We start from the raw sequence: 21,951 nt of genomic DNA, 5'->3' as shown, positions 1-21,951 counted from the left end.
GGACCAGCTATCCGACGGTCACCCAGTCCGGCGGATCCTCGGTGAACGGCACGTCGTACTTGTCGTGCAGGAAGCGCTCGCGGTAGAGGTGCTCCGCGGCGTCGACGACGCGCGCGAGCAGCCGGGCCGAGAGCACCGCGCCGATCCCGATGCCGGCCACGGGCACCAGCTGCGCGAGCTCGCGCTGGCCGATCTGGGAGAGCAGCCGCTGGTGCACCGCGGCCGCGAGCCGCCGGAGCTGGCGCTGCCGCCGCTTCTTCTTGACGCCCTCGGCGGCCTGGCTGATGAGGCCGGAGACCTCCTCGTAGGCCTCCGGCGCGTCGGCGTCGGAGGAGAGGCCGACGGCCAGGACGGCCAGGGCGAGGACCTGCTCGGAGCGCTTGGTGACGTCGTAGCCGTAGTAGGCGCCGACGTGCGCGACCGCCCGGGTGCAGGTGGCCACCGTGAGCAGCGCGTCCCCGGTCAGCGAGGCGGCGATCACGGCGACGCCCGGCAGCCCGCCGATCCCGAGCAGCGAGGCCCCACCGGTGATCGCCGTGGCCCCGGAGGTGAGCAGCAGCGACGTCGTGCCGCCCTGCACCGCCGCGAAGACGGGGTAGGCGAGGTCGAGCCGGGGCATCGCGGCCTGGACGTCGGTCACCTCGAGGCGCCGGATGTCCTTGAACTCGGTGACGTCGTGGCCGAGGGCGCGGTAGCGCGCGAACACGGCGTCGCGGCGCACGGTGGCCGCGCCCGCCCCGGCCCCGGCGGCCGCGAGCTGGTGCAGGACGTCGTGCACCCCGTCGTCGACCTGCTGGATCCCGGGCACCCGCCGCAGCCCCGCCTGCACGAGGGCGCGAATCTCCCCGACCGAGTCGCGCAGCGGGGAGAGCACGGGACTCGTCGTCTGGACGCGTTCCTTCCACTCCTGCACCTCGCGCCACTGGTCGGCGTCGGTGGCCGGCGCGGGCTCCGTCGATTCGACCGTCACGTCGCGGAACGTACCCACTCCGAGCCCTCCCGCGTCACGACGACGTCGACGGCGGCCCGGGTGCCCTCGCTCGCCGCGAGGGCCTGCTCCTGGCGTTCGAAGGCCGCCCGGTGCGGCGCGTAGGTCGCCCAGTCCTCGCGCTCGCGCAGGCGGGCGGCCCGCTCCGCGGCCGGCGCGTCGACCCACACCGACAGCGACGCCGCGTCGCGCAGCGCTCGGGCGGCCGCGCCGACGCCCTCCAGGACGAGCAGGCCCGACGCCACCCGTCGTCGGGACGGGGCGACCTCCCCCCGCCGCCAGTCCCAGGGCGCGACCTCGGGGACCGCGCCCCGGCGCAGCGGCTCCAGCAGCTGCTCCGCGGCCCGGACCGGGCCCGCGGCGAGGCCGTCCCAGCCGAGGTAGAACGCCTCGATCGACTGGACGGTGACGTCGTCGGCCGCGCGCCGCAGCTCGCGGGCCAGCGTCGTCTTGCCCGCGCCGGAGAAGCCGTCGATCACGACGACGGGAGTGGCCCCGACCCGGCGTCGGGACGCCCGGGCGCGGGCCAGCAGGTCCTCCGCGGTGATCGACTCGATGGCCGGACCCTACCCGCGGGGAGGGATCCCGCCTCCCTCGTTGGGGGTGGTCGCGTTTCACATCGTTGTGACGGGTGGCACGGATGGCCCACGAGCCGAGAACACGGGAGCACCACGTCACCGGCGAGCCGGAGCTGCTGGGCACGAACGTCATCCGCGGGGTGAAGCGCCAGCAGGCGGCGTTCACCCCGGAGGACCGCTGAGCCGGAGGGTGCATGCTGGTCGGCGTGCCGCAGCGTGTGCTGGTCGCCGACGACGACCGGGCCATCCGGGAGTCCCTGGCCCGGGCCCTGGAGCTCGAGGGCTACGACGTCGTGCCGGTGGTCGACGGCGTCGAGTCGCTCACCCGGGTCCGCCACGAGACCTTCGACGCCCTGGTGCTCGACGTGATGATGCCTGGGGTCGACGGGCTCGCCGTCTGCCGCGTGCTGCGCGCCGACGGCGACCGCACGCCCGTGCTCATGCTGACCGCCCGGCAGGAGACCGCCGACCGGGTCGCGGGGCTCGACGCGGGCGCGGACGACTACCTGCCCAAGCCCTTCGAGCTCGACGAGCTGCTGGCCCGGCTGCGGGCACTGCTGCGCCGGGCCTCGTTCGCGACGACGGAGGAGCCCGAGGAGCGCGGTGCGTTGCGGGTCGGGGCGCTGCACGTCGACCCCGCGGCCCGGCGGGCGTGGTGGGCCGACGAGGAGCTCGCCCTCTCCAAGACCGAGTTCGACCTGCTGGAGCTGCTGGCGCGCAACGAGGGCATCGTGCTCGACCACACCACCGTCTACGAGCGGATCTGGGGCTACGACTTCGGGTCGGACTCCAAGAACCTCGCCGTCTACGTCGGCTACCTGCGGCGCAAGCTCACCGCCGCCGGCGCGCCCACGCTCATCCACACCGTGCGCGGCGTCGGCTACACGGTGCGTCGGCCGTGAGCCTCCGGCTGCGGTTCGCGCTGGCGTTCGCGCTGGTCAGCGTGGTGGTGGCGGGCGTGGTCGGGGTGTTGAGCTACCACGCGGCGGCCGAGCGGATCACCCAGGCGACCGACACCACCCTGGCCGCCGCCACGACGGCGGTGGCCGACGGCCAGACCGGTGTCCTCGCCCCGATCGCACCGCCGCGCACCGACGACGACGACGGCGGACCCCGCCGCGGCCCGGGGCGCGGGGACGACCGCGGGCGCCTGCAGGAACTCGTCGGCCGCAGCATCGCCCCGGACGGCACGGCGACCTTCCTCGGCGGGCGCGACGTCCCGATCCCCGTGACCGACACGGCCCGGGCCCTGGCGGCGACGTCCGTGGCGGGCGTGACGAACACGGTCGAGACCACCGTCGGTTTCGACACCTACCGGGTGCTCACCACCTCCGAGGGCGGCGGCCGGGGCGCCTGGCAGGTGGCGATGGACGTGGACCTCAGCCACCGGGTGCTGCGCGGGATGGCGAACGAGATCGCGCTGGTCACGCTCGTCGTGCTGGTCGTCGCGGCCGGGGCCGGGTGGCTGGTCGCGGGCCGCATCACCCGTCGTCTGGAACGGCTGACGGAGCTCGCCGAGCAGGTCACCACCCGCGGCGGGACGACGGCCGAGATGCCGGTGGAGGGACGCGACGAGGTGGGGCGACTGTCCGCCTCGTTCGCCACGATGGTCGGGCGCCTCGCGGCCTCCCGCGAGGCGCAGGACCGGCTGGTGCAGGACGCCGCGCACGAGCTGCGCACCCCGCTGACCAGCCTGCGGACCAACGCGAGCGTCCTCCGGCGGTTCGCCGAGCTCTCGCCGGAGGCCCGTGAGCGGCTGCTCGCCGACGTCCAGGGCGAGACCCGGGAGCTCTCCCACCTCGTCGACGAGCTCGTCGAGCTCGCGCTCTCCGGCGGCGACGCCGACGAGCCCGAGGAGCCGGTCGACCTCGACGCGGTGGTCCGCCGGGCCGCCGCGCGGGTCGGGCGGCGCACCGGCCGGGAGGTCGTCGTGGACGCCGACGGTTCGGTGGTCCGCGGCCATCCCGGCGCGCTGGAGCGGGCGGTGGGGAACCTGCTGGAGAACGCGGCGAAGTTCGACGCCTCGGACACGCCGCTGGAGCTGCGGGTCCACGCCGGCGGTGTCACCGTGCGCGACCACGGACCGGGCATCGACGTGGCCGACGTCGAGCGCGTCTTCGACCGCTTCTACCGCGCCCCGGCCGCCCGCGGGCTCCCCGGCTCCGGGCTCGGCCTCGCGATCGTGCGCGACGTCGCCGACCGCCACGGCGGCGCGGCGTTCGTGACCGCCCCCGCGGGCGGCGGCGCGCTGGTCGGCTTCACGGTCGCGGCCGACCGGCTCTTACCCGACTCCGAAGCGGACCACGTCGACGCTTCACCGCAGGACACGACCGTGGGTGGCACCTGATCGACCCGCCGTGGGCCGGTCACGTCCCACGAGAGGTGATCCCGGTGGCCGACGAGCGACCCGAGCAGGGGCGTCCCGACGACGAGCGTCCGGCCGACGAGCCGACGGTGGCGAGCGGGTCGCGCTGGGAGCCGGGGTCCGAGGGTCCCGACGACGGGTCGGCGACCGCCGCGGAGAGCCCGGCGGAGGCGCCCACGGCCGTTGCCACCCCGGACCGGCCCCGTCGACGGTTCGGGCGTGCGGGCCTCGTGGTCGCGGCGGTCGTCGCGGCCCTGGTCCTCGCGGGCGGTGGCTTCGCGGCCGGCCTCGCCGTCGGGGGCCCCGGGCACGACCGCCCGGGGATCGGTGGGCACCGGCACGGCGGCGGCGACCGGGACGGCCGTGGCGAGGGGCGGGACGGCGAGGGACGGCGGGGTCCCGACGGCGGGCGCGGGGACCGGCAGCCCGGTCAGCCCGCGGCCCCCGTGCAGCCCGGTCAGCCCACGGCGCCTGCGCAGCCGGGTCAGCCCGCGGTCCCCGCACCCGGTCAGCCGGCCGCCCCGGTCCAGCCCGGCGCCGTGCAGCCCGGCGCCGTCGGCGTCACGGGCGCATGACCGCCCTCGCACACCGGCCGACCCGGCACGCCGCCCCGTCCCGCCCGGGCTCCGCACCCGCCGTCGTGGACCGCCGCATCCGCACCGCCGCCGAGGCGACCCTGTGCGCCGCGCTGGCACTGGTCACGTCCTGGTGGGCCACCGGCGGCGGCCTGAGCGACCTCGGCGGGTGGGCCACGGGGCTCACCTCGCTGGGCCGACTCACGGGTCTGCTGGCCTCGGTGCTGCTCCTGGTGCAGGTCCTGCTGATGGCCCGGGTGCCCCTGCTCGAGCGGGCCTTCGGGCAGGACCGACTCGCCACGATCCACCGGCTCGTCGGGTTCACGTCGTTCACCGGCATGCTCGCCCACGTCGGGCTCATCACCTGGGGCTACGCGGCCGGGGACCTGGTCGCGGCACCCGGTGAGCTGTGGGACCTCACCGTCTCCTACCCGGGCATGCTGCTCGCAGCGGCCGGGACCGTGTGCCTGGTGCTGGTGGTCGTCACGAGCGTGCGGGCGGCGCGGGCGGCGCTGCGCTACGAGTCGTGGCACCTCCTGCACCTCTACGCCTACCTCGGCGTCGGGCTCGCCCTGCCCCACCAGCTCTGGACCGGGCAGGAGCTCGGGGCGTCCACCGCCCGCAGCGTCTTCTGGTGGAGCCTGTGGGCGCTGGCCGCGGGCGCGGTCCTGCTCTGGCGCGTCGCCCTGCCACTGCAGCGCAGCCTGCGCCACCGCCTCGTCGTGACCTCCGTGGTGGAGGAGGGCGACGGCTGCACCTCGGTGTACCTCGCCGGCCGGCACCTCGACGGGCTGCGGGTGCGCGCCGGGCAGTTCCTCACCTGGCGCTTCCTCAGCGGCACCGGCTGGACCCGGGCGCACCCGTACTCGCTCTCGGCGGCCCCCGACGGTCGGAGCCTGCGGATCACCGTGAAGGACCTCGGGGACGGCAGTGCCCGCGTGCCGGCCCTGCGTCCCGGCACGCGGGTGCTCGTCGAGGGTCCCTACGGTCGGCTGACCGACCGGGCCCGCACCGCCTCGAAGGTCGCCCTGATCGGCGCCGGGATCGGCATCACCCCGATGCGGGCCCTGGCGGAGGAGCTGACCGGTGACGTCGTGGTCCTGCACCGCTTCACCGGCGTCCCGGTCTTCGCCCGCGAGTTCGCCGTGCTGGCCGCCGAACGCGGGTTCGGCCTCGTCCCCCTGCCCGGCCCGCGCCGGGCGCACGACTCCTGGCTCGGTGCGGGCGTCGGCGACGTCGACGACCTCACGGCCCTGCGCGCCCGCGTCCCCGACGTCGCGGAGCGCGAGACCTACGTCTGCGGCCCCGAGCCGTGGACCCGCCTCGTCGTCGGGACCCTCCGCGCGGCCGGCGTGCCCGCCGACCGCATCCACACCGAGACCTTCGGATGGTGAGCGTGCCTCCCCTGCGCTTCGACCGTGGCGCCCGGCGCATCGCCCTGTGGGGCCTGACCACGATCAGCACCGTCGCACTGCTGTTCTCCTACCGGACCTCCACCTCGTCCTCGACGGCCGCCGAGACCGCCACCACCCCGACGACGGGCACCACCGCCGCCGCCCCCGCGAGGGCGACCACCAGCACCTACACCGGCACCGTCACCGGGGCGGCCGCCGACACCCGCTGGGGCCCGGTCCAGGTCCGCGTCACCGTGGCGAGCGGGCGGATCACCGCGGTCGACGTGATCCAGGAGCCCGACGGCAACGGCCGCGACCGCGAGATCAACGCCGACGCGGTCCCGACCCTCGTGAGCGAGACGCTGCAGGCCCAGAGCACGCAGATCGACATGGTCAGCGGCGCGACCTACACCTCCGAGGGCTACGTGACGTCCCTGCAGAGCGCCCTCGACCAGGCCGGTCTCGCATGACCACCGCCACGGAGCCGGTCACCCGCCGCGTCGAGCACGTCATGGGCATGCCGATCAGCCTCGCGCTCCGCGGGCGGCACACCCACGGGCCGGAGGCCGACGCGGCGTGGGCGGCGGTCCTCGACGCGCTCCGCGTCGCCGACCGCGTCTTCAGCACCTACCGGCCGGACTCCGTGGTGAGCCGCGTCAACGCCGGCTCGCTGGCCCTCGACGACGCCCCCGCCGACGTGCACGAGGTGCTCGCGATCGCTGCCCGAGCGAACCGTGCCACCGACGGCGCGTTCTCCGTGTGGCGCGACGGCACGCTCGACCCGAGCGGCGTCGTCAAGGGCTGGGCGACGCAGCGGGCGGCCGCGGCCCTGCGCGCCCTCCCGGACACCGACGTCTGCCTCTCCGCGGGCGGGGACCTGGTGGGCTGGTCGGCGGGGGAGCCGTGGCGGATCGGCATCGAGGACCCGCGCGACCCGACCCGCCTGGTCGCCACGGTCCCGCTGACCGACGGCGCCGTCGCCTCCTCGGGCACCGCCCACCGCGGCGCCCACCTGGTCGACGCCCGCACGGGCTCGGCTCCCGAGGGCATCGCGGGCGTCACCGTGCTGGCCGCCTCCCTCACCGACGCCGACGTCGACGCGACGGCGGCCTTCGCCCTGGGGACGGACGCCCTCGCCTGGCTGCGACGCCGGGTGGGGCGCACCGGCCTGGTGGTGTGGGCGGACGGCACCGCCGAGACCTTCTCCCACGGCCCTAGAAGACGGTGACCCCGTCGCCGGGACGCAGGTGGGCGAAGAACGTCGCCGCGTCGGCGGCGGAGAGGTGGATGCAGCCGTTGGAGGACGTCGTCAGGCTGCCCTCGTGGAAGGCGATCCCGCCCGCCGCGAAGTAGACGGCGTGGTGCATCGGCTCGTCGAACTCGGAGCTGAACGCGTCCGCGTCCTTCCACAGCACGTGGAAGGAGCCGGTCGGCGTGGCCGACGACGTCGGACCGGGCGGGCGGAGGAAGGTCTCGGCGCCGGGGAGCATCGGCACCGGCCCGACGGTGACCTTCCCGTCGTGCTGCAGCCACGCCCGGCGGGCCACCAGGTCGACACAGGCGGTCGCGGTGGCGGGGCACCGGGCGAGTTCCGCGGGGGTCACGACGGCGGGGGCGGGGGACGCCGGCGGCGCGGTGGCGGCCGGGGCCGCGGGGGCGGAGGTCATCGCCGCGGGGACCGCGTCCGCCGTCCGCCGCTCGACGAACAGCAGGAGCACGGTGCCCATCGCCAGCAGCACCGCGACCGCGGCGAGCGCGACCGGCAGGGTGCGCCGCGGCGCCGGACGGGCCGTGGTGGCGCGACCCGTCGTCGGGGGCCGGTTCCCCGGGGTGGCCGGACGGCGGGACGGGGAGGGGCGGCGGACCCCGGCGTCGGCGGGTCGCCGGCGCGGAGCCGGACGGGCCCCGGGGCGGGGCTCGACCGCGAGCGGACGGGCCGGGGAGCGCAGGGTGCGCTCGCGGGTGGACCGGGCGGAGTGACGGGAGGCGATGGTGCGACTCCTTCCTCCGCGACGACCGGGCGTGGCCACGGTAGCCACGCCCGTCGTCGCCGAAGGGGCCGGGTGGGCCGTTCCTCGCTCGACCGGGGGGACGAAAACCCCAGGTGGGGACGATCAGCGCCGTTCGAGCAGCAGCACGGGGATCGTCCGGGTCGTCCTCGCCTCGTAGTCGGCGAAACCGGGGTAGCGCTGCTTCTGGGTCTCCCAGACCGGTTCGCGCTCCTCGGCGGGCAGCTCGCGGGCCCGGACCGGCACGGTGTCGATGCTCTCGCCGTCCCCGACCTCGATCGAGACCTCGGGCTGCGCGAGCAGGTTGTGGTACCAGTCGGGGTTGTCCGGCGCGCCGGCCTTGGAGGCGAAGACCGCGAACGCGTCACCGACCTGCTGGTACATCATCGGGCTGAGGCGGTCCGCGCCGCTGCGGCGCCCCACGTGGTGCAGCAGGAGCAGCGGGGCCCCCTCGAACTGCCCGCCGACCCGTCCGCCGTGGGAACGGAACTCCTCGATGACCTGCTGGTTCCAGTCGCTCATGGCCCCATCCTGGCCCCGTGGCTGACGTCGTCGCCGGTGCGGTCGACCCGGCGTTGCTCGTCGAGTTCGGGGCGCTGGAGCTGTGGACCGCGGTCGTGACCCCGGTCCGGGCGGCGGGCCCCGCCGGACGGGCCCGGCTGGGACGGCTCTCCGGGTCCTTCCACGCCGCGGAGCGCATCCGGGAGCGGGGCGGCCGGCTCCTCGACGTCGCCTACCCGACCTTCGAGCGCCAGACCGGACTGGACCCGACCGTCCCGCCCACCGCGCTGGAGCGCGACGCCCGTGAGGTGGTGGTGACCGGCGCGCTGCAGTCCACCCATGCGGTCGACGACGTGCGACTGGCGGTGCTCGCCGAGGTCGGGGTGCCGTTGACGGCGCTGGACGCGGCGGCGACGAGCGGGCCGTGGCGGCTCACCGTCAGCCGCGGCGAGCCCTACCGCGACGGCACCCCGACCACGGCGGGCGACCTCGTCGTGGCCGACGCGCGCGGGCCGGTCGCACCCGTCGTCGGGGACCCGCCCCGGCGCCTCGCGGCGGGGGCCCGGACCCGCGAGGTGGTGCTCTACGCCGTCCGGGTGCCGGGGATGGCGAGCTGGGAGGTCAGCGAGGCGGTGTGGCGCGCGGCGAACTACCTGGCAGGGACGTGACCCCGACCTGACCTGGCGTCCGGGCGGCGCGGCGCGCACACTCTGGCGCGTGTTCACGTCGGAGGGGGAGGCGCCGGTGACGTCCACCGAACCACGCCCGGATCTGGCGCTCGCGATCCTCGATGCGCCGGAGACCCCGGCGTCGCGACGAGGGATGCGCGAGCAGGTCGCGGAGCTGCAGGAACGGCTGCGCCGGGTCCTCGAGGCCGACTGGGCGCCCGAGGTGCTCGCGGCCGCGGCGGTCGTCCCGGTGGCCGAGCGCCCGCGGCTGCTCGACCTGGGCGAGCTGGAGCGGGTCCGCGACGACCTGGTGGCGTCCCTGGACGCCGTCCGCGGGGCGGTGCTCGCCCGGCGGGAGCGCCACGCGGCGAACCGCGCGCTGCTCGAGCGGATGTTCGACGACCCCGACGCGCACCGCGGCGTCCGGCTCACCACCGACGACCTCGGCCTGCCCGGCTGCTGCCGCTGGCAGGTGACGCCCGTGCTCGGCCTCGTGGGGCGCCTCGCCGGCTGGTGGCGGGTGAAGGTGTCCTCCGGCTGCCCTTGACGACCGTCCGACCGGTCCGACGCCGGGGGTGATCGAGGCTGTCGGGGGGCGCGGCTAGCGTGCCGGGGCATGGCGCTCCACGTCCACCGCGCCGAACGGGCGGACACCCTCGCGGAGGCGCTGGCGGACGTCCTGGTCACGCCGCCGGAGGACCCGTTCGCCCCGGAGGTCGTGGCCGTGCCCACGCGCGGGGTCGAGCGGTGGCTCGCGCAGCGGCTCTCCCACCACCTCGGCGCCGGCGCGGCGCAGGACGGGGTCTGCGCGAACGTGCGCTTCCCGTCGCCCCGCGAGCTCGTGCGCCTCGCCCGGGGCCTTCCCGACGACGGGTCGTGGCGCCCGGAGCGGCTGGTCTGGCCGTTGCTGGAGACGATCGACGCCTGTGCGGGCGAGCCGTGGCTGGCGCCGCTCGACACCTACCTCGGGGTGGTGGGCGAGCGCACCGGCACGCGCGCGGGCCGGCGCTTCGCCGCGGCGCGCCACCTCGCGCGGCTGTTCGACGCCTACGCCGAGGACCGGCCCGCCATGGTGCGGGCGTGGGCGGCGAAGGACGACGAGGACGTCCCGGCCGACCTCCGGTGGCAGCCCGAGCTGCTGCGCCGGCTGCGCGAGCGGCTGGGTGAGCCGAACCCGGCGGAGACGCTGCCCGGCCGGGTGACCGCCGCGGAGCTCCCGGCGCGCGTGTCGGTGTTCGGACCCACCCGGCTGTCCACCACCGAGCTCACGGTCCTGGCGGCGCTCGCGGACGGGCGGGAGGTGCACGTCTGGCTGCCCCATCCCTCGCCCGCGCTCTGGGCGGCGGTCCGTGGGGCCGGGCCCGTCGAACGCCGCCGGGAGGACCCGACCGCCGACGTCGCGGCCCACCCCCTGCTGCGGTCCCTGGCCCGCGACGCCCGGGAGCTGCAGCTGCGGCTGCCGGCCGACGCGCACGAGGTGCACCACCCGGCGTCGGGAGCGGCCCCGGCGACGCTGCTCGAGCAGCTGCAGGACGATCTGCGCCACGACCGGGCGCCCGCGGCGATCGACCTGGCGCCCGACGAGAGCGTGGTCGTCCACTCCTGCCACGGGCCCGACCGGCAGGTCGAGGTGCTGCGCGAGGCGGTCCTGGGCCTGCTCGCCGACGACCCGACGTTGGAGCCGCGCGACATCGTCGTCATGTGCCCCGACGTCGAGACGTTCGCGCCGCTGATCACCGCCGCGTTCGGCGGGGACGACGCCGGCACGGCCCACCCCGGCCACCGGCTGCAGGTGCGCGTCGCCGACCGCGCGCTCACCCAGGTCAACCCCGTGCTCGGGGTGCTCGGCACGGTGCTCGACCTCGCGGACGCGCGGCTCACCGCGAGCGAGCTGCTCGACCTCGCGGAGAGCGAGCCCGTCCGGCGCCGCTTCCGGTTCGACGCCGACGACCTCGAACGGCTGCGGGTCCTCGTCGCCCGCGCCGGCGTGCGCTGGGGCCTCGACCGCACGCACCGGGCGGCCTACAAGCTCGGCCGCGTCGCCGAGAACACCTGGGAGGCCGGGCTGGACCGGCTGCTCGTCGGGGTCGCCATGTCCGGCGACGAGCAGGTGTGGCTGGACTCCGCGCTGCCGCTCGACGAGGTCGACTCGCGGGACGCCGACCTCGTCGGCCGCCTCGCGGAGCTGGTCGACCGGGTCGCCGAGGTGCTCGACCGGATGCGCGGCACCGCGGCCGACGACGGGCAGCCGCTCGGGGCGTGGCTGGACGCGTTGGGGTGGGCCCTCGACGCGCTCACCGCTACCGTGCCCGCCGACGTCTGGCAGCTCACCCAGGCCCGCGCCGTCCTCGCCGAGGTCCGTGACACGGCCTCCGCCGCCGCCCCGCCGGTGCTCACGCTGCACGACGTCCGGGCCGTGCTCTCCGACCACCTCGCGGGCCGTCCGACCCGCGCGAACTTCCGCACCGGCACGCTCACCGTGGCCACCCTGCTGCCGATGCGCAGCGTCCCGCACCGGGTGGTCTGCCTGCTCGGCCTGGCCGACCAGGTCTTCCCCCGCCAGCGGGCCACCGACGGGGACGACGTGCTCGCGCGCGACCCGCACGTCGGCGAGCGGGACGCGGCCACGGAGGACCGGCAGCTCTTCCTCGACGCCGTGCTGGCCGCCACCGAGCGGCTCGTCGTCGTGCACTCCGGCGCCGACGAGCGCACCGGGGCGTCCCGGCCGCCCGCCGTGCCGGTCGGCGAGCTGCTCGACACCCTCGACGCCACCGCGACCGTCGGCGGGCGGCCCGCCCGCGAGCACGTCGTGCGCCGCCACCCGCTGCAGCCGTTCGCCCCGGGGAACTTCCGGACGACGGGCGGCCGCGCCTTCAGCTTCGACGCCGCCGCCCTCGCCGGCGCCCGCTCGCTGGTGTCCGGGCGGCGGACCCGGACGGTGTTCCTGGAGGGGCCGCTGCCGGCCCGCCCGTCCACCGAGGTCGACCTCGCCGACCTCGTGAAGTTCGTCGAGCACCCGGTGCGCGCCTTCCTGCGCCAGCGGCTGTCGCTGGTCGCCCGTGGCGAGGAGGAGGAGCCCGACGAGGCCCTCCCCGTCGCGCCGGACGCGTTGGCCACCTGGGCGATCGGGGAGCGGCTGCTCGCCGACCGGCTGGCGGGCCACGACGTCACCGCCTGCATGGAGGCCGAGCGTCGGCGCGGCACCCTGCCCCCGGGGGCGCTGGGGGTCGCGTTGCTGCGCCGGGTCGGGAAGCAGGCCGAGGCGATCAAGCTCGTGGCCGACCCGCTGTGGGCCGAACCGGCGCGCGACCTCACCGTCACGGTGCCGCTCGACGGGGGGCCCACCGTGGTGGGCACGGTGTCCGGGGTCCGCGGCTCGACCGTGGCCGCCGTGAGCTTCTCCCGGCTCGCGCCGAAGCACCGGGCCGTCACCTGGGTGCACCTGCTCGCGCTGGCCGCCGCGCACCCCGACGGGTCCTGGTCCGCCGCCACCATCGGGAAGGGCGGTCGCGACGAGCCGACCGCCCGGGCCGACATCACCGGGATCACCCCCGAGCACGCGCGGGCCGTGCTCGCCGACCTCGTGGCGCTGCGCGCCGAGGGGCTGCGCGAGCCGCTGCCGCTGTTCGCGAAGGTCTCCGAGCGCTACGTCGCCGACCGCCCGCGGCGGACCACGAAGCAGGCGTTCGACACCGCCCGGCGGGAGTGGTCGTCCCGCTTCGGCGAGGCGAACGACGCGGCGCACGTCCTCGTCTGGGGCCGCGACCGCACGCTGGACGACGTGGCCGGGCCGGCCGGGGAGGTCGAGTCGACGCGGTTCGGGGAGCTCGCCGTGCGGTTCTGGAAGCCGCTGCGCGAGGCCGAGCGCGGGCAGGAGGAGCACTACCGATGAGCACGGTGGAGACCGACGTCCGGTCCTTCGACGTCCTCGGTGAGCTGCCCGAGGGCACCACGGTGCTGGAGGCGAGCGCCGGGACCGGCAAGACGTACACGATCGCCGCGCTCGCGGCCCGCTACGTCGCCGAGGGCCGCGCGCAGCTCGACCAGCTCATGCTCGTCACGTTCGGCCGCGAGGCCACCCGTGAACTGCGCGAACGGGTGCGGGAGCGGTTCGTCGCGGTGGAGCGGGCGCTGCGGGCGGGCGGGATGCCGACCGACGCGGTGACCGCGCTGATCGTCGACGTCGACGAGGCGGAGCGGGCCCGGCGCCGCCGGCGGCTGGCCCACGCGCTCGCCCACTTCGACACCGCGACGATCGCCACGACCCACCAGTTCTGCCAGGACATGTTGGCGGGCCTCGGCGTCGCGGGGGACACCGACGCCGACGCGGTGTTCGTCGAGTCGATCGACGACGTGGTCACCGAGGTCGTCGACGACTTCTACGTCCGGGCCTACGCCCCGGAGACGGCCGGCCCGCCGCCGTTCGACCACGCCACGGCGCTCGTCCTCGGCCGGGCCGCGATCGGCGACCCGACCGCGACCCTCGCGCCCGCCCCCGGGGAGGTCACGGGTCCGGCCGACGCCCGGGCCCGGTTCGCGGCCGCCGTGCGCACCGAGGTCGAGCACCGCAAGCGCGCCCGTCGGCTGTTCACCTTCGACGACATGCTCACCCGGCTGCACGCCGCGCTGACCGACCCGGTGCTGGGCGAGGCGGCCCGGGTCCGGCTGCGCGAGCGGTACCTCGTCGTCCTGGTCGACGAGTTCCAGGACACCGACCCGGTGCAGTGGGACATCCTGCGGGTCGCGTTCCACGGGCACTGCCTGCTCACCGTGATCGGTGACCCGAAGCAGGCCATCTACGCGTTCCGCGGCGCCGACGTCGTCAGCTACCTCGCCGCGGCCGACTCCGCCGACGCGCGGGCCACGCTCGCCGTCAACCACCGCAGCGACGCCGGGCTGCTCTCCGCCCTCGAGCGGGTCTTCGCGGGCGCGGCCCTCGGCGACGACCGCATCGTCGTCCGCCCGGTCGGTGCCGCCCACGCCGATCCCCGGCTCGCCGGCGCCCCCGTCGACACGCCGTTCCGGCTGCGCGTCCTGCCCCGCGCCGGGCTGCGGGCGAACTGGCGCACCGGGCTCCCCGAGATCACCCCGGTGCGCGACGCGGTGGTCACCGACCTCGTCGCGGACCTGACCGCGTTGCTGGCCGCCGACTCCACGTGGGACGGGCGGTCGCTCGGGCCGGGCGACGTCGCCGTGCTCGTGCGCACCAACGCGCAGTCCGACCAGGTCCGCGAGGCGCTGGCCGAGGCCGGGGTGCCGGCGGTGCTCGCCGGCGCGGCGAGCGTGTTCTCGACGACGGCGGCGCGGGAGTGGCTGGCGCTGCTGGAGGCCCTCGAGCAGCCCGGTCGGGCCACGCGCGTCCGGGCGGCCGCGCTGACCTGCTTCGTGGGCACACGGGCCGCCGACCTCGACACCGACGGCTGGGCCGGGGCGAACGCCGCCCTGCTCGCCGAGGTGGGGGAGAACCTGCGGCGGTGGGCCGCCGTGCTGCGTGACCGCGGGGTGGCGGCGCTGCTCGAGGCCGTCTCCACCACCACCGACCTCACGCGCCGGGTGCTCGGCGCGGTCGGCGGCGAGCGCCTGCTCACCGACGTCCGCCACGTCGGGCAGGTGCTGCACGCCCAGGCCTCGGCCGGCCGGCTCGGGGTCGTCGCGATCACCGAGTGGCTGCGGCTACGGATCGTCGAGGCCGAGGGACGGCGGGCCGACGCCCGGCCGGAGCGCACCCGTCGTCTGGAATCGGACGCGGACGCCGTGCAGATCCTCACCGTGCACAAGTGCAAGGGCCTGGAGTTCCCGGTCGTCTACGTGCCGTTCGGCTGGGACCGCTGGGTCCGCGACACCCCGGAGGAGGTCCTGCACCACGACGCCGCGGGTCGACGGATCCGCGCCGTGGGCGGGCCCACCGAGGGGCCCGGCTGGCAGGAGCACTGCCGGGCGCACCGCCACGAGGACGACGGCGAGGACCTCCGGCTGCTCTACGTGGCGCTCACCCGTGCCCGCAGCCAGGTGGTCGCGTGGTGGGCACCGTCCGCGCACACCGCCGCGTCCGCGCTGAACCGTCTGCTGCGCAGCCCGGGGCGCGGGCCGGGGCGGGAGCCGGACGCGATGGTGACCCTGGCCGAGGACACGGCCGTGCTCGACGAGCTCACCGCGCTCGCGGGCCCCGACCTCGCCGTCGAGCCGGTGGTGAAGCGGCCGGCGGTCCCCTTCGTCCCGGCCGCCGAGGAGCACGGCGGCCTCGGTGTGGCGCGGTTCGGCCGCGAGCTCGACCTCGCGTGGCGGCGCTCCTCCTACTCGTCGCTGACCGCCGACGCGCACGCGGCGCACGCCGCGGAGACGGCGACGTCCGAGCCGGAGGAGTCGACGCTCGACGACGAGGGGGACCTCGAGGTGGCCGCGGCGTCCGACGACGGGCTGCCTTCGCCGATGGCCGACCTGCCCGTCGGTGCCGCGTTCGGCGTGCTCGTGCACACCGTGCTGGAGACCGTCGACACCTCGACCGGCGACTTCGGGCCCGCGCTGGTCGAGGCCGCCGCCGAGGCCCTCGCGCAGCGGCCCGTCGCGGGGGTCGGGGCGGCCGAGCTCGCCGTGGCGCTCGAGCCGGTGCTGCGGACCCCGGTCGGTACGGCGTCCTCGGGGCCCTGGAGCTACGGCGACGTCGTCCCCTCGGACCGCCTCGTCGAACTCGACTTCGAGCTGCCGCTCGCCGGGGGCGACCACCCCGCCGCCGCGACCGTGACGCTGGGCGGTGCGGCCGCGCTGCTGCGCGCCCACCTCCCCGCCGACGACCCGCTGGCCGAGTACGCCGACGTCCTCGAGGGGCTCTCCGGCCAGGTCCTGCGCGGCTACCTGACGGGCAGCATCGACGCGGTGCTCCGCGACCCCGACGGCCGCTTCGTCATCGTCGACCACAAGACGAACTGGCTCGGCCCGATCGCGACCACGGGGGTGCCCGACCCGCTGACCACCGCGCACTACGGGCCGGAGCAGATGCGCAGCGCCATGATCCGGGCGCACTACCCGTTGCAGGCGATGCTCTACGGCGTAGCGCTGCACCGCTTCCTGCGCTGGCGGGTGCGCGGCTACGCCCCCGAGCAGCACCTCGGGGGCGTCGCCTACCTGTTCCTGCGCGGGATGTGCGGGCCCGACACCCCGGTGGTCGACGGCACCACGAGCGGGGTGTTCCGGTGGTGGCCGCCGGCGTCGTTGGTGGTCGCGCTGTCCGATCTGTTGGCGGGAGACGCAGCGGAGCGGAGCTCGACCGGGTCGGCGGGAGACGCAGCGGAGCGGAGCTCGACCGGGTCGGCGGGAGGGACGTCGTCGTGACGATGGATTTCGCGACCGAGGAGGGCGTGCGGTACGCCGCGCGGGCCGGCGGTCTGCTGGCCACCTTCACCGCGCGGGGGGTGCTCGCCCCGTCGGACGCGGCGGTGGCGCGCCGGCTCGGACGTCTCGGGCGGGAGGACGACGACGAGGTCCTGCTCGCCGCGGCGCTGACGGTCCGGGCGCTGCGGGGCGGATCGGTGTGCCTCGCGCTGGGCGACGTCGACCGGGTCGTCCTCACCGACGACGGCACTCTCGACGACACCTCCGACCTCCCGTGGCCCGCCGCCCCGGCGGCGTGGGCGGCCCGCCTGGCCGCGAGCCCCCTCACCCGCCCCGGCGGCCCGCTCCGGCTCGACGACAGGCTGCTGTGGCTGGACCGCTACCGCCGGCAGGAGGACGAGGTCCACGCGAGCCTGACCGCGCGCGCCTCCGCGCCGCCGCCGTCGGTCGACCCCGTCCGGCTCCGTGCGGCCCTGGACCGGCTCTTCCCGGGCGAGGACGCCGGGGACCACCAGCGGCTCGCGTGCGCGGTCGCCACCCTGCGCTGGACGGCGGTGATCGCCGGTGGCCCGGGCACGGGCAAGACCACCACCGTGTCGCGTCTGCTCGCCGTGCTGCGCGACCAGGACCCGACCTGCCGCATCGCCCTCGCGGCACCCACCGGCAAGGCGGCGGCCCGGCTCGGGGAGGCGGTCGCGGCCGAGTCCCTGCCCGAGGCCGACCGGGCCCGGGTCGGCGACGTCGACGCCTCGACGATCCACCGCCTGCTCGGATCGCGGGCCGACACGTCCTCGCGGTTCCGGCACGACCGGCACCGGCGGCTGCCGCACGACGTGGTGATCGTCGACGAGACGTCGATGGTGTCGCTGACACTGATGGCTCGCCTGCTCGAGGCGGTCCGCGACGACGCGCGGGTCGTGTTCGTCGGCGACCCCGACCAGCTCGCGCCGGTCGAGGCGGGCGCGGTGCTCGGTGACCTCGTGTCGGCCCCGGAGCTCGGGACGCCCCGCCCGGCACCGGACGAGCTCGACGCGGTCGGCTGCACCGCCCACCCCGCGGCGAACGGGGTCGTGCGGCTCGAGCGGAACTACCGCAACAACGCCGACATCGCCGCGCTGGCGCTCGCGATCCGGCAGGGCGACGCCGACGCGGCCCTGGAGTGCCTGCGCAGCGCCGGGTCGCTGGAGTTCGTGGAGTCCGCCGACCTCACCGACCGCGAGCCCGCCGGGCTGGCCGGCCTGCGCGAGGAGGTCGTCGGCGGCGCCCGGGAGGTCGCGGCCGCCGCCCGTGCCGGCGACGCCCGCGGCGCGCTGTTCGCCGGGGAGGAGCACCGCCTGCTCTGCGCCCACCGGCGGGGCCCCTACGGGGTCGCCCGCTGGGCCGCCCAGGTCGAGCGGTGGCTCGACGAGGACGGCGGGGTCGACGCCGACCGGGAGGCCGGCGAGATCTGGTGGCCCGGACGCCCCCTGCTGGTCACCGAGAACGACTACGACCTCGGGCTGTACAACGGCGACACCGGCGTCATCGTGGCGCAGGGAAATCGCACGGTCGCCGTCTTCAGCCGGGGGGACGTGCCGGTGGAGCGCGCGCCGGCCCTGCTCGGGGACGTGACCACGGTCAACGCGATGACCGTGCACCGGGCGCAGGGCAGCCAGTACACGAAGGTGACGGTGCTGCTCCCGCCGCCGGAGTCGCCCCTGCTGACGCGGGAGCTGCTCTACACCGCGGTGACGAGGGCCCGGGACCGCGTCCGGGTGGTCGGATCGGCCGAATCCGTACATGCCGCGGTCGGGCGACCGATCTCACGGGCGTCGGGCTTCGCACGTCACCGGTGACCGGAGCGGGCGAGCCGGGTATAAGAGCAGCCATGGACCCCGCCCTGGCCCGGAACCCCGCTGCTGCGCCCGACACGTCGCCGGAGAAGCAGAGCGAGCTGAAGCTCAACGTCGGGATCGGCATCATCGGCACGATCCTGTCGTTGTTCAGCGCCGTCATCTTCTTCACGCCGGTCGACGAGCCGATCCTGTCGATCATCTTCCTCGTCGTCACGATCGTCGCGGCCGCCGTGACGTTCCGCTTCTACGGGCGGCTGAAGAAGGCGCGCGCGAACTCGTCGGGGTCGTCGCACTAGACCTCGCGCGCCCTACGGGGCCTCAGGCGACGACGAGGCCGAGGGCGCGGCAGACCGCCGCTGCCTGGGCCTCGCTGATGATCGCGCCGCGCAGCGTGCGCGGGGTGTCGTCGGAGAGCCCGCCGAGGTCGGCGCCGCGCAGGTCCGCGCCGACCAGACGGGTGTGGCCGAGGTCGACGTCGCGCAGCACGCAGTCCGTGAGCACGGCGTCCCGGAGGTCGGCGCCGCGCAGGTCGGCCTCGGAGAGGTCCACGCCGCGCAGGTGCACGCCCCGCCACGCCACGTCCTGGAGGTTGGCGAGCCCGAGGATGCAGCCGTCGAGCCGGTAGGAGACGGCGAGCCCGCGCAGCCCGGACAGGTCGGCGCCGATCATCCGGCAGTCGGTGAACCGGGTCTCCGTGAGCAGGGCACCGGTCAGCCGGATCCGCGAGAGGTCGACCGCCTCGAACGCCGCGTCGGTGAGGTCGGCGTCGATGAAGATCGCGCCGGCCAGCGACCCGCCCCGCACCGTGACCGCGTCCAGCGTCGCGCCGCGCAGGTCGGCACCCGGCAGCCGGCAGTTCTCGAGCGTGACGCCCGACAGGTCCAGCCCGTGCAGGTCCGGCTCCTCGGCCACGACGTCGCGCACCGTCCCGCCCTCGGCCAGCAGCGCGCGCACCTCGGGGCCGGTCATCTCCGTCACGCGCCCATCGTCCTCTGCGCCCACTCGGGCCCTTCTCCGGCCGCGAGGTCTACGTGGGGCAGGTTCCGGAGCCGCCGGGCCTGCGTGGTGTGCACCTGGCGGTCGGCCCAACCGCGTGCGCGTCCGCGAGGTCTACATGGGGCAGGTTCAGGCGGCCCCGGACCTGCATGGTGTGCATCTCGCGATGCCGCTGGGCAGGTTCGGGGGCCGCCGGACCTGCGAGACCGGACCGAGGACCCGCCGTCGGGAAGGCTCAGCGGTAGCCGCGGTAGCCGGACCAGGCGAGCCGACGCCCACGGCGGGGGTCGGCCTCGATGCGGTCGTGGGCGTCGATGATCCGGGTGAGCCGGTCCTCCGGGGTGTACCGCGGCCAGTGCGAGGCCGGGGCGCCCGTGCGCGCGAAGGTCGTCCAGTCCCGGCGCAGGCTCCGCGAGATCAGGCGCAGCGCGCGTCCGCCCCCGAGGGCCGTGAGCATCCGACCCGCACGCGAACGGGCGAGCCCGAACACGGCGTAGAGCTCCATCCCGTGCGTCGCGCGCAGGCCGAGGAGCCGGAGCAGGCGGGGGGCGAGGTCGTAGCGGTAGGCGTAGACCGCGTTGCCCGCCGCGCTGTGCCCCTCCATGACCTGCACCGACGGGTACCAGAACAGGTAGTCGCCGCCGAGGTCCTTGCGGTGGGGCGTGCCGCGGTACGCGGCGAGGACCTGCTCCTGGAGCTCGGGCTGCGTGGCGGCGAAGACGGCGTCGGTGCGCTGGTCGCTGACGAGCATGTCGAGCCGGAGCCCGGGCAGCTCGAAGAGCCGGCCCTCGGTGTCGTTGGTCCCGATGATCAGCGGGACCGGGTGGGCGCGGCCCGCGGCGAACACGTCGAGCGGGGCCTCCGGCAGCAGGTCGCCGTCGACGGTGGGCGCCGTGAGGAGCACGCCGGGCGTGTCGTCCGCGGCGTGGCGGAAGCGACGGGACGCGTGCAGGAGCTCCTCGGTCGACGCCGTGTCGAGCAGCTCCACCGGGTCGCCGGACCGACCGAGCACGTGCTCGAGCTCCCGGACGTAGCGCCGCCCCCAGTCGCCGGCCCGCTCGCGGGAGTAGGCCACGCCGGGGGCGGAACTCTGGGCGATCGCCCGGTGGAAGAGCCCGCGAGCTGCGGGGACCGTCATGAGGGTGGTCACCGAGATCGCGCCGGCGGACTCCCCGAAGATCGTGACGTCGTCGGGGTCGCCCCCGAACGCCGCGATGTTGTCGTGCACCCACTCCAGCGCCGCGATCTGGTCCCGCAGGCCGAGGTTCGACTCGATCGGCCGCTCCGGGGTGCCGTAGGACGACAGGTCGAGGTAGCCGAGGGCGCCGATGCGGTAGTTCACGCTCACGTAGACCACGTCACCGGTCGTCACCAGCCCGTAGCCGCGGTAGGTGCGCGCGGAGGCGGCGCCGACCACGAAGGCACCGCCGTAGAACCAGACCATCACCGGTCGCGGGGTGTCCGACGGTGCCGCGGGCGCGAGGACGTTGAGGGTCAGGCAGTCCTCGGCCATCGGGGTGTGCCGCCCGGCACCGAGGAACTCGCCGGTCCGCTCCTGCGGCGGGACGGGGCCGAACGTGGAGGCGTCGCGCACGCCCTCCCACGGCTCGGCCGGCTCCGGCGCGCGCCAGCGGCGGGGGCCGACGGGCGGAGCCGCGTAGGGGATGCCGCGCCAGGAGACCAGCCCGTCCCGGGCGCGACCCCGCAGGGTGCCCGTCGTCGTGCCGACCTCGAGTTCGGTACGCGTGCGTTCCACCCGGCCCACTCTGCCACCGGTGGTCCCGCCCCGACGGCGATCCCCGCTCGGCCGTACGCGAGATCACGAAGAGTGACACCATCAGGTGGGAAGCGCCCGATCAGTGGGGCGTGTCGGCTTGTCAAGCCCCAGAATCGCGAACGTGGAAGCGGAGGTCGCGGCGGCGCTGTGGCAGGTGGAGGCCGCCTTCGTCGCGCACCCCGCCCGCGACGTGCTGGAGAGCTGCACGCCCCGGCAGGGCCCCGTCGTCCTCGCGGACGCCGATCCGCTCTCCCTCGCGCTCGGCCTCGGCACCACCATCGGCGCCCCGGACGACGTCCGGGCCCTGACGCCGTGGCTGCTGCGGGCGGTCGTGACCGACGACCGGGTGGACCTGCACTCCGTGCTCGCGCGGATCGCCGCCTTCTGGGGCGACTGGACCACCGCGGAGTGCACCGCGGTGCGCGACTTCGTCGACACCCTCTGGGTCGCCCTGCTCGACCGGCACCCGGGGCCGTACTCCCGCCTCCCGGTGGCCACCGCGACCTCCTTCCTGGACGACGCCTCCGGGCTCGGTGACGGGCCGGCCCGGCTGCTCGGCATCTGGGAGTACAAGGACACCGCCAGCGCCGACCACCACCTCGCGGAGCTCGTCATCGACGCGCACTACGGCGCGCGGGTGGACCCGGTGGTCGTCGCCTGGAGCCGGGCCCGCGCGCAGCGCGAACGCCTCGAACGGGCGGCCCATCGGGACGCCCACGAGTCGTGGGCGGGCGACCTCGGGACGGCACTCGATCTCCTCGCGACCAACCCGAATTAGCGACACCCTTTCTCGGACATTTCACCGGTCGTGACTGCCGAGGGTGCTCGCAACGCGCGGTCGAGGGGGTCGGTCGCCCCTCACAGCGGTGACGGCCGCCGGACGCAACGGTCGCCTGCCGTGACCGTTCCGGGCCGACCGAGCACGGGTCGGGCATC

Annotated in this window: 20 protein-coding genes; 14 read left to right on the top strand and 6 right to left on the bottom strand. The window is 76.2% G+C overall.

The genetic code is table 11. The features are described 5' to 3' along the window. Nucleotides 1-7: 7 nt before the first annotated feature. Nucleotides 8-970 (bottom strand): EcsC family protein, encoded by a 963-nt coding sequence (locus BJ983_RS31075; RefSeq protein WP_179795687.1) that lies wholly within the window; start codon nucleotides 968-970, stop codon nucleotides 8-10. Then, nucleotides 967-1,467, bottom strand: a complete 501-nt coding sequence (locus BJ983_RS21525) for a uridine kinase family protein (protein ID WP_179795686.1) — start codon at nucleotides 1,465-1,467, stop codon at nucleotides 967-969. Before BJ983_RS21525 ends, BJ983_RS31075 begins: the two co-directional genes overlap by 4 nt. A 152-nt stretch (nucleotides 1,468-1,619) precedes the next feature. Here BJ983_RS21525 and BJ983_RS31805 point away from each other — a divergent pair, with 152 nt between their 5' ends. The 7 genes from BJ983_RS31805 to BJ983_RS21495 are packed head-to-tail and all read left to right on the top strand — an operon-like array spanning nucleotide 1,620 to nucleotide 7,128. Continuing rightward, nucleotides 1,620-1,748 (top strand): hypothetical protein, encoded by a 129-nt coding sequence (locus tag BJ983_RS31805; protein ID WP_281376289.1) that lies wholly within the window; start codon nucleotides 1,620-1,622, stop codon nucleotides 1,746-1,748. A gap of 12 nt (nucleotides 1,749-1,760) precedes the next feature. Further along, a complete protein-coding gene (locus BJ983_RS21520) occupies nucleotides 1,761-2,468 on the top strand; it encodes a response regulator transcription factor (protein ID WP_218890393.1) in 708 nt (235 codons plus the stop codon). Continuing rightward, complete coding sequence (locus BJ983_RS21515) at nucleotides 2,465-3,913, top strand: ATP-binding protein (protein ID WP_179795684.1); 1,449 nt, start codon at nucleotides 2,465-2,467, stop codon at nucleotides 3,911-3,913. The genes BJ983_RS21520 and BJ983_RS21515 overlap by 4 nt, the downstream gene beginning before the upstream one ends. Nucleotides 3,914-3,957: 44 nt before the next feature. Next, a complete protein-coding gene (locus BJ983_RS21510) occupies nucleotides 3,958-4,506 on the top strand; it encodes a hypothetical protein (protein ID WP_179795683.1) in 549 nt (182 codons plus the stop codon). Next, nucleotides 4,503-5,900 (top strand): ferredoxin reductase family protein, encoded by a 1,398-nt coding sequence (locus BJ983_RS21505; protein WP_179795682.1) that lies wholly within the window; start codon nucleotides 4,503-4,505, stop codon nucleotides 5,898-5,900. The genes BJ983_RS21510 and BJ983_RS21505 overlap by 4 nt, the downstream gene beginning before the upstream one ends. Then, a complete protein-coding gene (locus tag BJ983_RS21500) occupies nucleotides 5,894-6,370 on the top strand; it encodes an FMN-binding protein (RefSeq protein WP_179795681.1) in 477 nt (158 codons plus the stop codon). Before BJ983_RS21505 ends, BJ983_RS21500 begins: the two co-directional genes overlap by 7 nt. Next, on the top strand, nucleotides 6,367-7,128 hold the full coding sequence (locus tag BJ983_RS21495) for an FAD:protein FMN transferase (RefSeq protein ID WP_179795680.1): 762 nt from the start codon (nucleotides 6,367-6,369) through the stop codon (nucleotides 7,126-7,128). The genes BJ983_RS21500 and BJ983_RS21495 overlap by 4 nt, the downstream gene beginning before the upstream one ends. Here the strand turns inward: BJ983_RS21495 and BJ983_RS32465 are convergent. Together BJ983_RS32465 and BJ983_RS21485 are read right to left on the bottom strand one after the other, a co-directional pair. Next, complete coding sequence (locus BJ983_RS32465; protein ID WP_343054287.1) at nucleotides 7,115-7,939, bottom strand: L,D-transpeptidase; 825 nt, start codon at nucleotides 7,937-7,939, stop codon at nucleotides 7,115-7,117. The genes BJ983_RS21495 and BJ983_RS32465 overlap by 14 nt on opposite strands. Before the next feature lie 75 nt (nucleotides 7,940-8,014). Beyond that, nucleotides 8,015-8,431: a nitroreductase family deazaflavin-dependent oxidoreductase gene (locus BJ983_RS21485; protein WP_179795679.1), complete on the bottom strand. Its 417-nt coding sequence runs from the start codon at nucleotides 8,429-8,431 to the stop codon at nucleotides 8,015-8,017. Nucleotides 8,432-8,448: 17 nt separating this feature from the next. Between BJ983_RS21485 and BJ983_RS21480 the strand changes: the two genes are divergently transcribed. The 6 genes from BJ983_RS21480 (at nucleotide 8,449) to BJ983_RS21455 (ending at nucleotide 18,538) form a co-directional block, all read left to right on the top strand. Beyond that, entirely contained in the window at nucleotides 8,449-9,078 is a 630-nt protein-coding gene (locus tag BJ983_RS21480) for a hypothetical protein (protein ID WP_179795678.1), read from the top strand. 49 nt (nucleotides 9,079-9,127) lie between these two features. Continuing rightward, nucleotides 9,128-9,625, top strand: a complete 498-nt coding sequence (locus BJ983_RS21475; RefSeq protein ID WP_179795677.1) for a hypothetical protein — start codon at nucleotides 9,128-9,130, stop codon at nucleotides 9,623-9,625. Between the two features lie 69 nt (nucleotides 9,626-9,694). After that, nucleotides 9,695-12,970 (top strand): exodeoxyribonuclease V subunit gamma, encoded by a 3,276-nt coding sequence (gene recC, locus BJ983_RS21470; RefSeq protein ID WP_179795676.1) that lies wholly within the window; start codon nucleotides 9,695-9,697, stop codon nucleotides 12,968-12,970. Further along, the gene (locus BJ983_RS21465) at nucleotides 12,967-16,407 is read left to right on the top strand and encodes a UvrD-helicase domain-containing protein (protein ID WP_246325630.1); all 3,441 of its coding nucleotides are present in this window, start codon (nucleotides 12,967-12,969) and stop codon (nucleotides 16,405-16,407) included. The genes recC and BJ983_RS21465 overlap by 4 nt, the downstream gene beginning before the upstream one ends. A 2-nt stretch (nucleotides 16,408-16,409) precedes the next feature. Continuing rightward, on the top strand, nucleotides 16,410-18,242 hold the full coding sequence (gene recD / locus BJ983_RS21460) for an exodeoxyribonuclease V subunit alpha (RefSeq protein WP_179798097.1): 1,833 nt from the start codon (nucleotides 16,410-16,412) through the stop codon (nucleotides 18,240-18,242). Between the two features lie 32 nt (nucleotides 18,243-18,274). Beyond that, the gene (locus tag BJ983_RS21455; protein WP_179795675.1) at nucleotides 18,275-18,538 is read left to right on the top strand and encodes a hypothetical protein; all 264 of its coding nucleotides are present in this window, start codon (nucleotides 18,275-18,277) and stop codon (nucleotides 18,536-18,538) included. Between the two features lie 22 nt (nucleotides 18,539-18,560). Here BJ983_RS21455 and BJ983_RS21450 read toward each other — a convergent pair whose 3' ends face one another. Continuing rightward, nucleotides 18,561-19,211 (bottom strand): pentapeptide repeat-containing protein, encoded by a 651-nt coding sequence (locus BJ983_RS21450; RefSeq protein WP_246326434.1) that lies wholly within the window; start codon nucleotides 19,209-19,211, stop codon nucleotides 18,561-18,563. Between the two features lie 262 nt (nucleotides 19,212-19,473). Beyond that, nucleotides 19,474-20,994 carry a carboxylesterase/lipase family protein gene (locus tag BJ983_RS21445; protein WP_343054286.1) on the bottom strand — a complete coding sequence of 507 codons (1,521 nt, stop codon included), beginning with the start codon at nucleotides 20,992-20,994 and terminating at the stop codon, nucleotides 19,474-19,476. A gap of 142 nt (nucleotides 20,995-21,136) precedes the next feature. Between BJ983_RS21445 and BJ983_RS21440 the strand changes: the two genes are divergently transcribed. Next, complete coding sequence (locus tag BJ983_RS21440; protein ID WP_179795672.1) at nucleotides 21,137-21,793, top strand: hypothetical protein; 657 nt, start codon at nucleotides 21,137-21,139, stop codon at nucleotides 21,791-21,793. Nucleotides 21,794-21,951: the final 158 nt, after the last annotated feature.

Origin of the sequence: Actinomycetospora corticicola (genome assembly GCF_013409505.1) — a bacterium.
Taxonomy (GTDB): domain Bacteria; phylum Actinomycetota; class Actinomycetes; order Mycobacteriales; family Pseudonocardiaceae; genus Actinomycetospora; species Actinomycetospora corticicola.
This window is presented reverse-complemented; position numbering and strand designations above follow the sequence as displayed.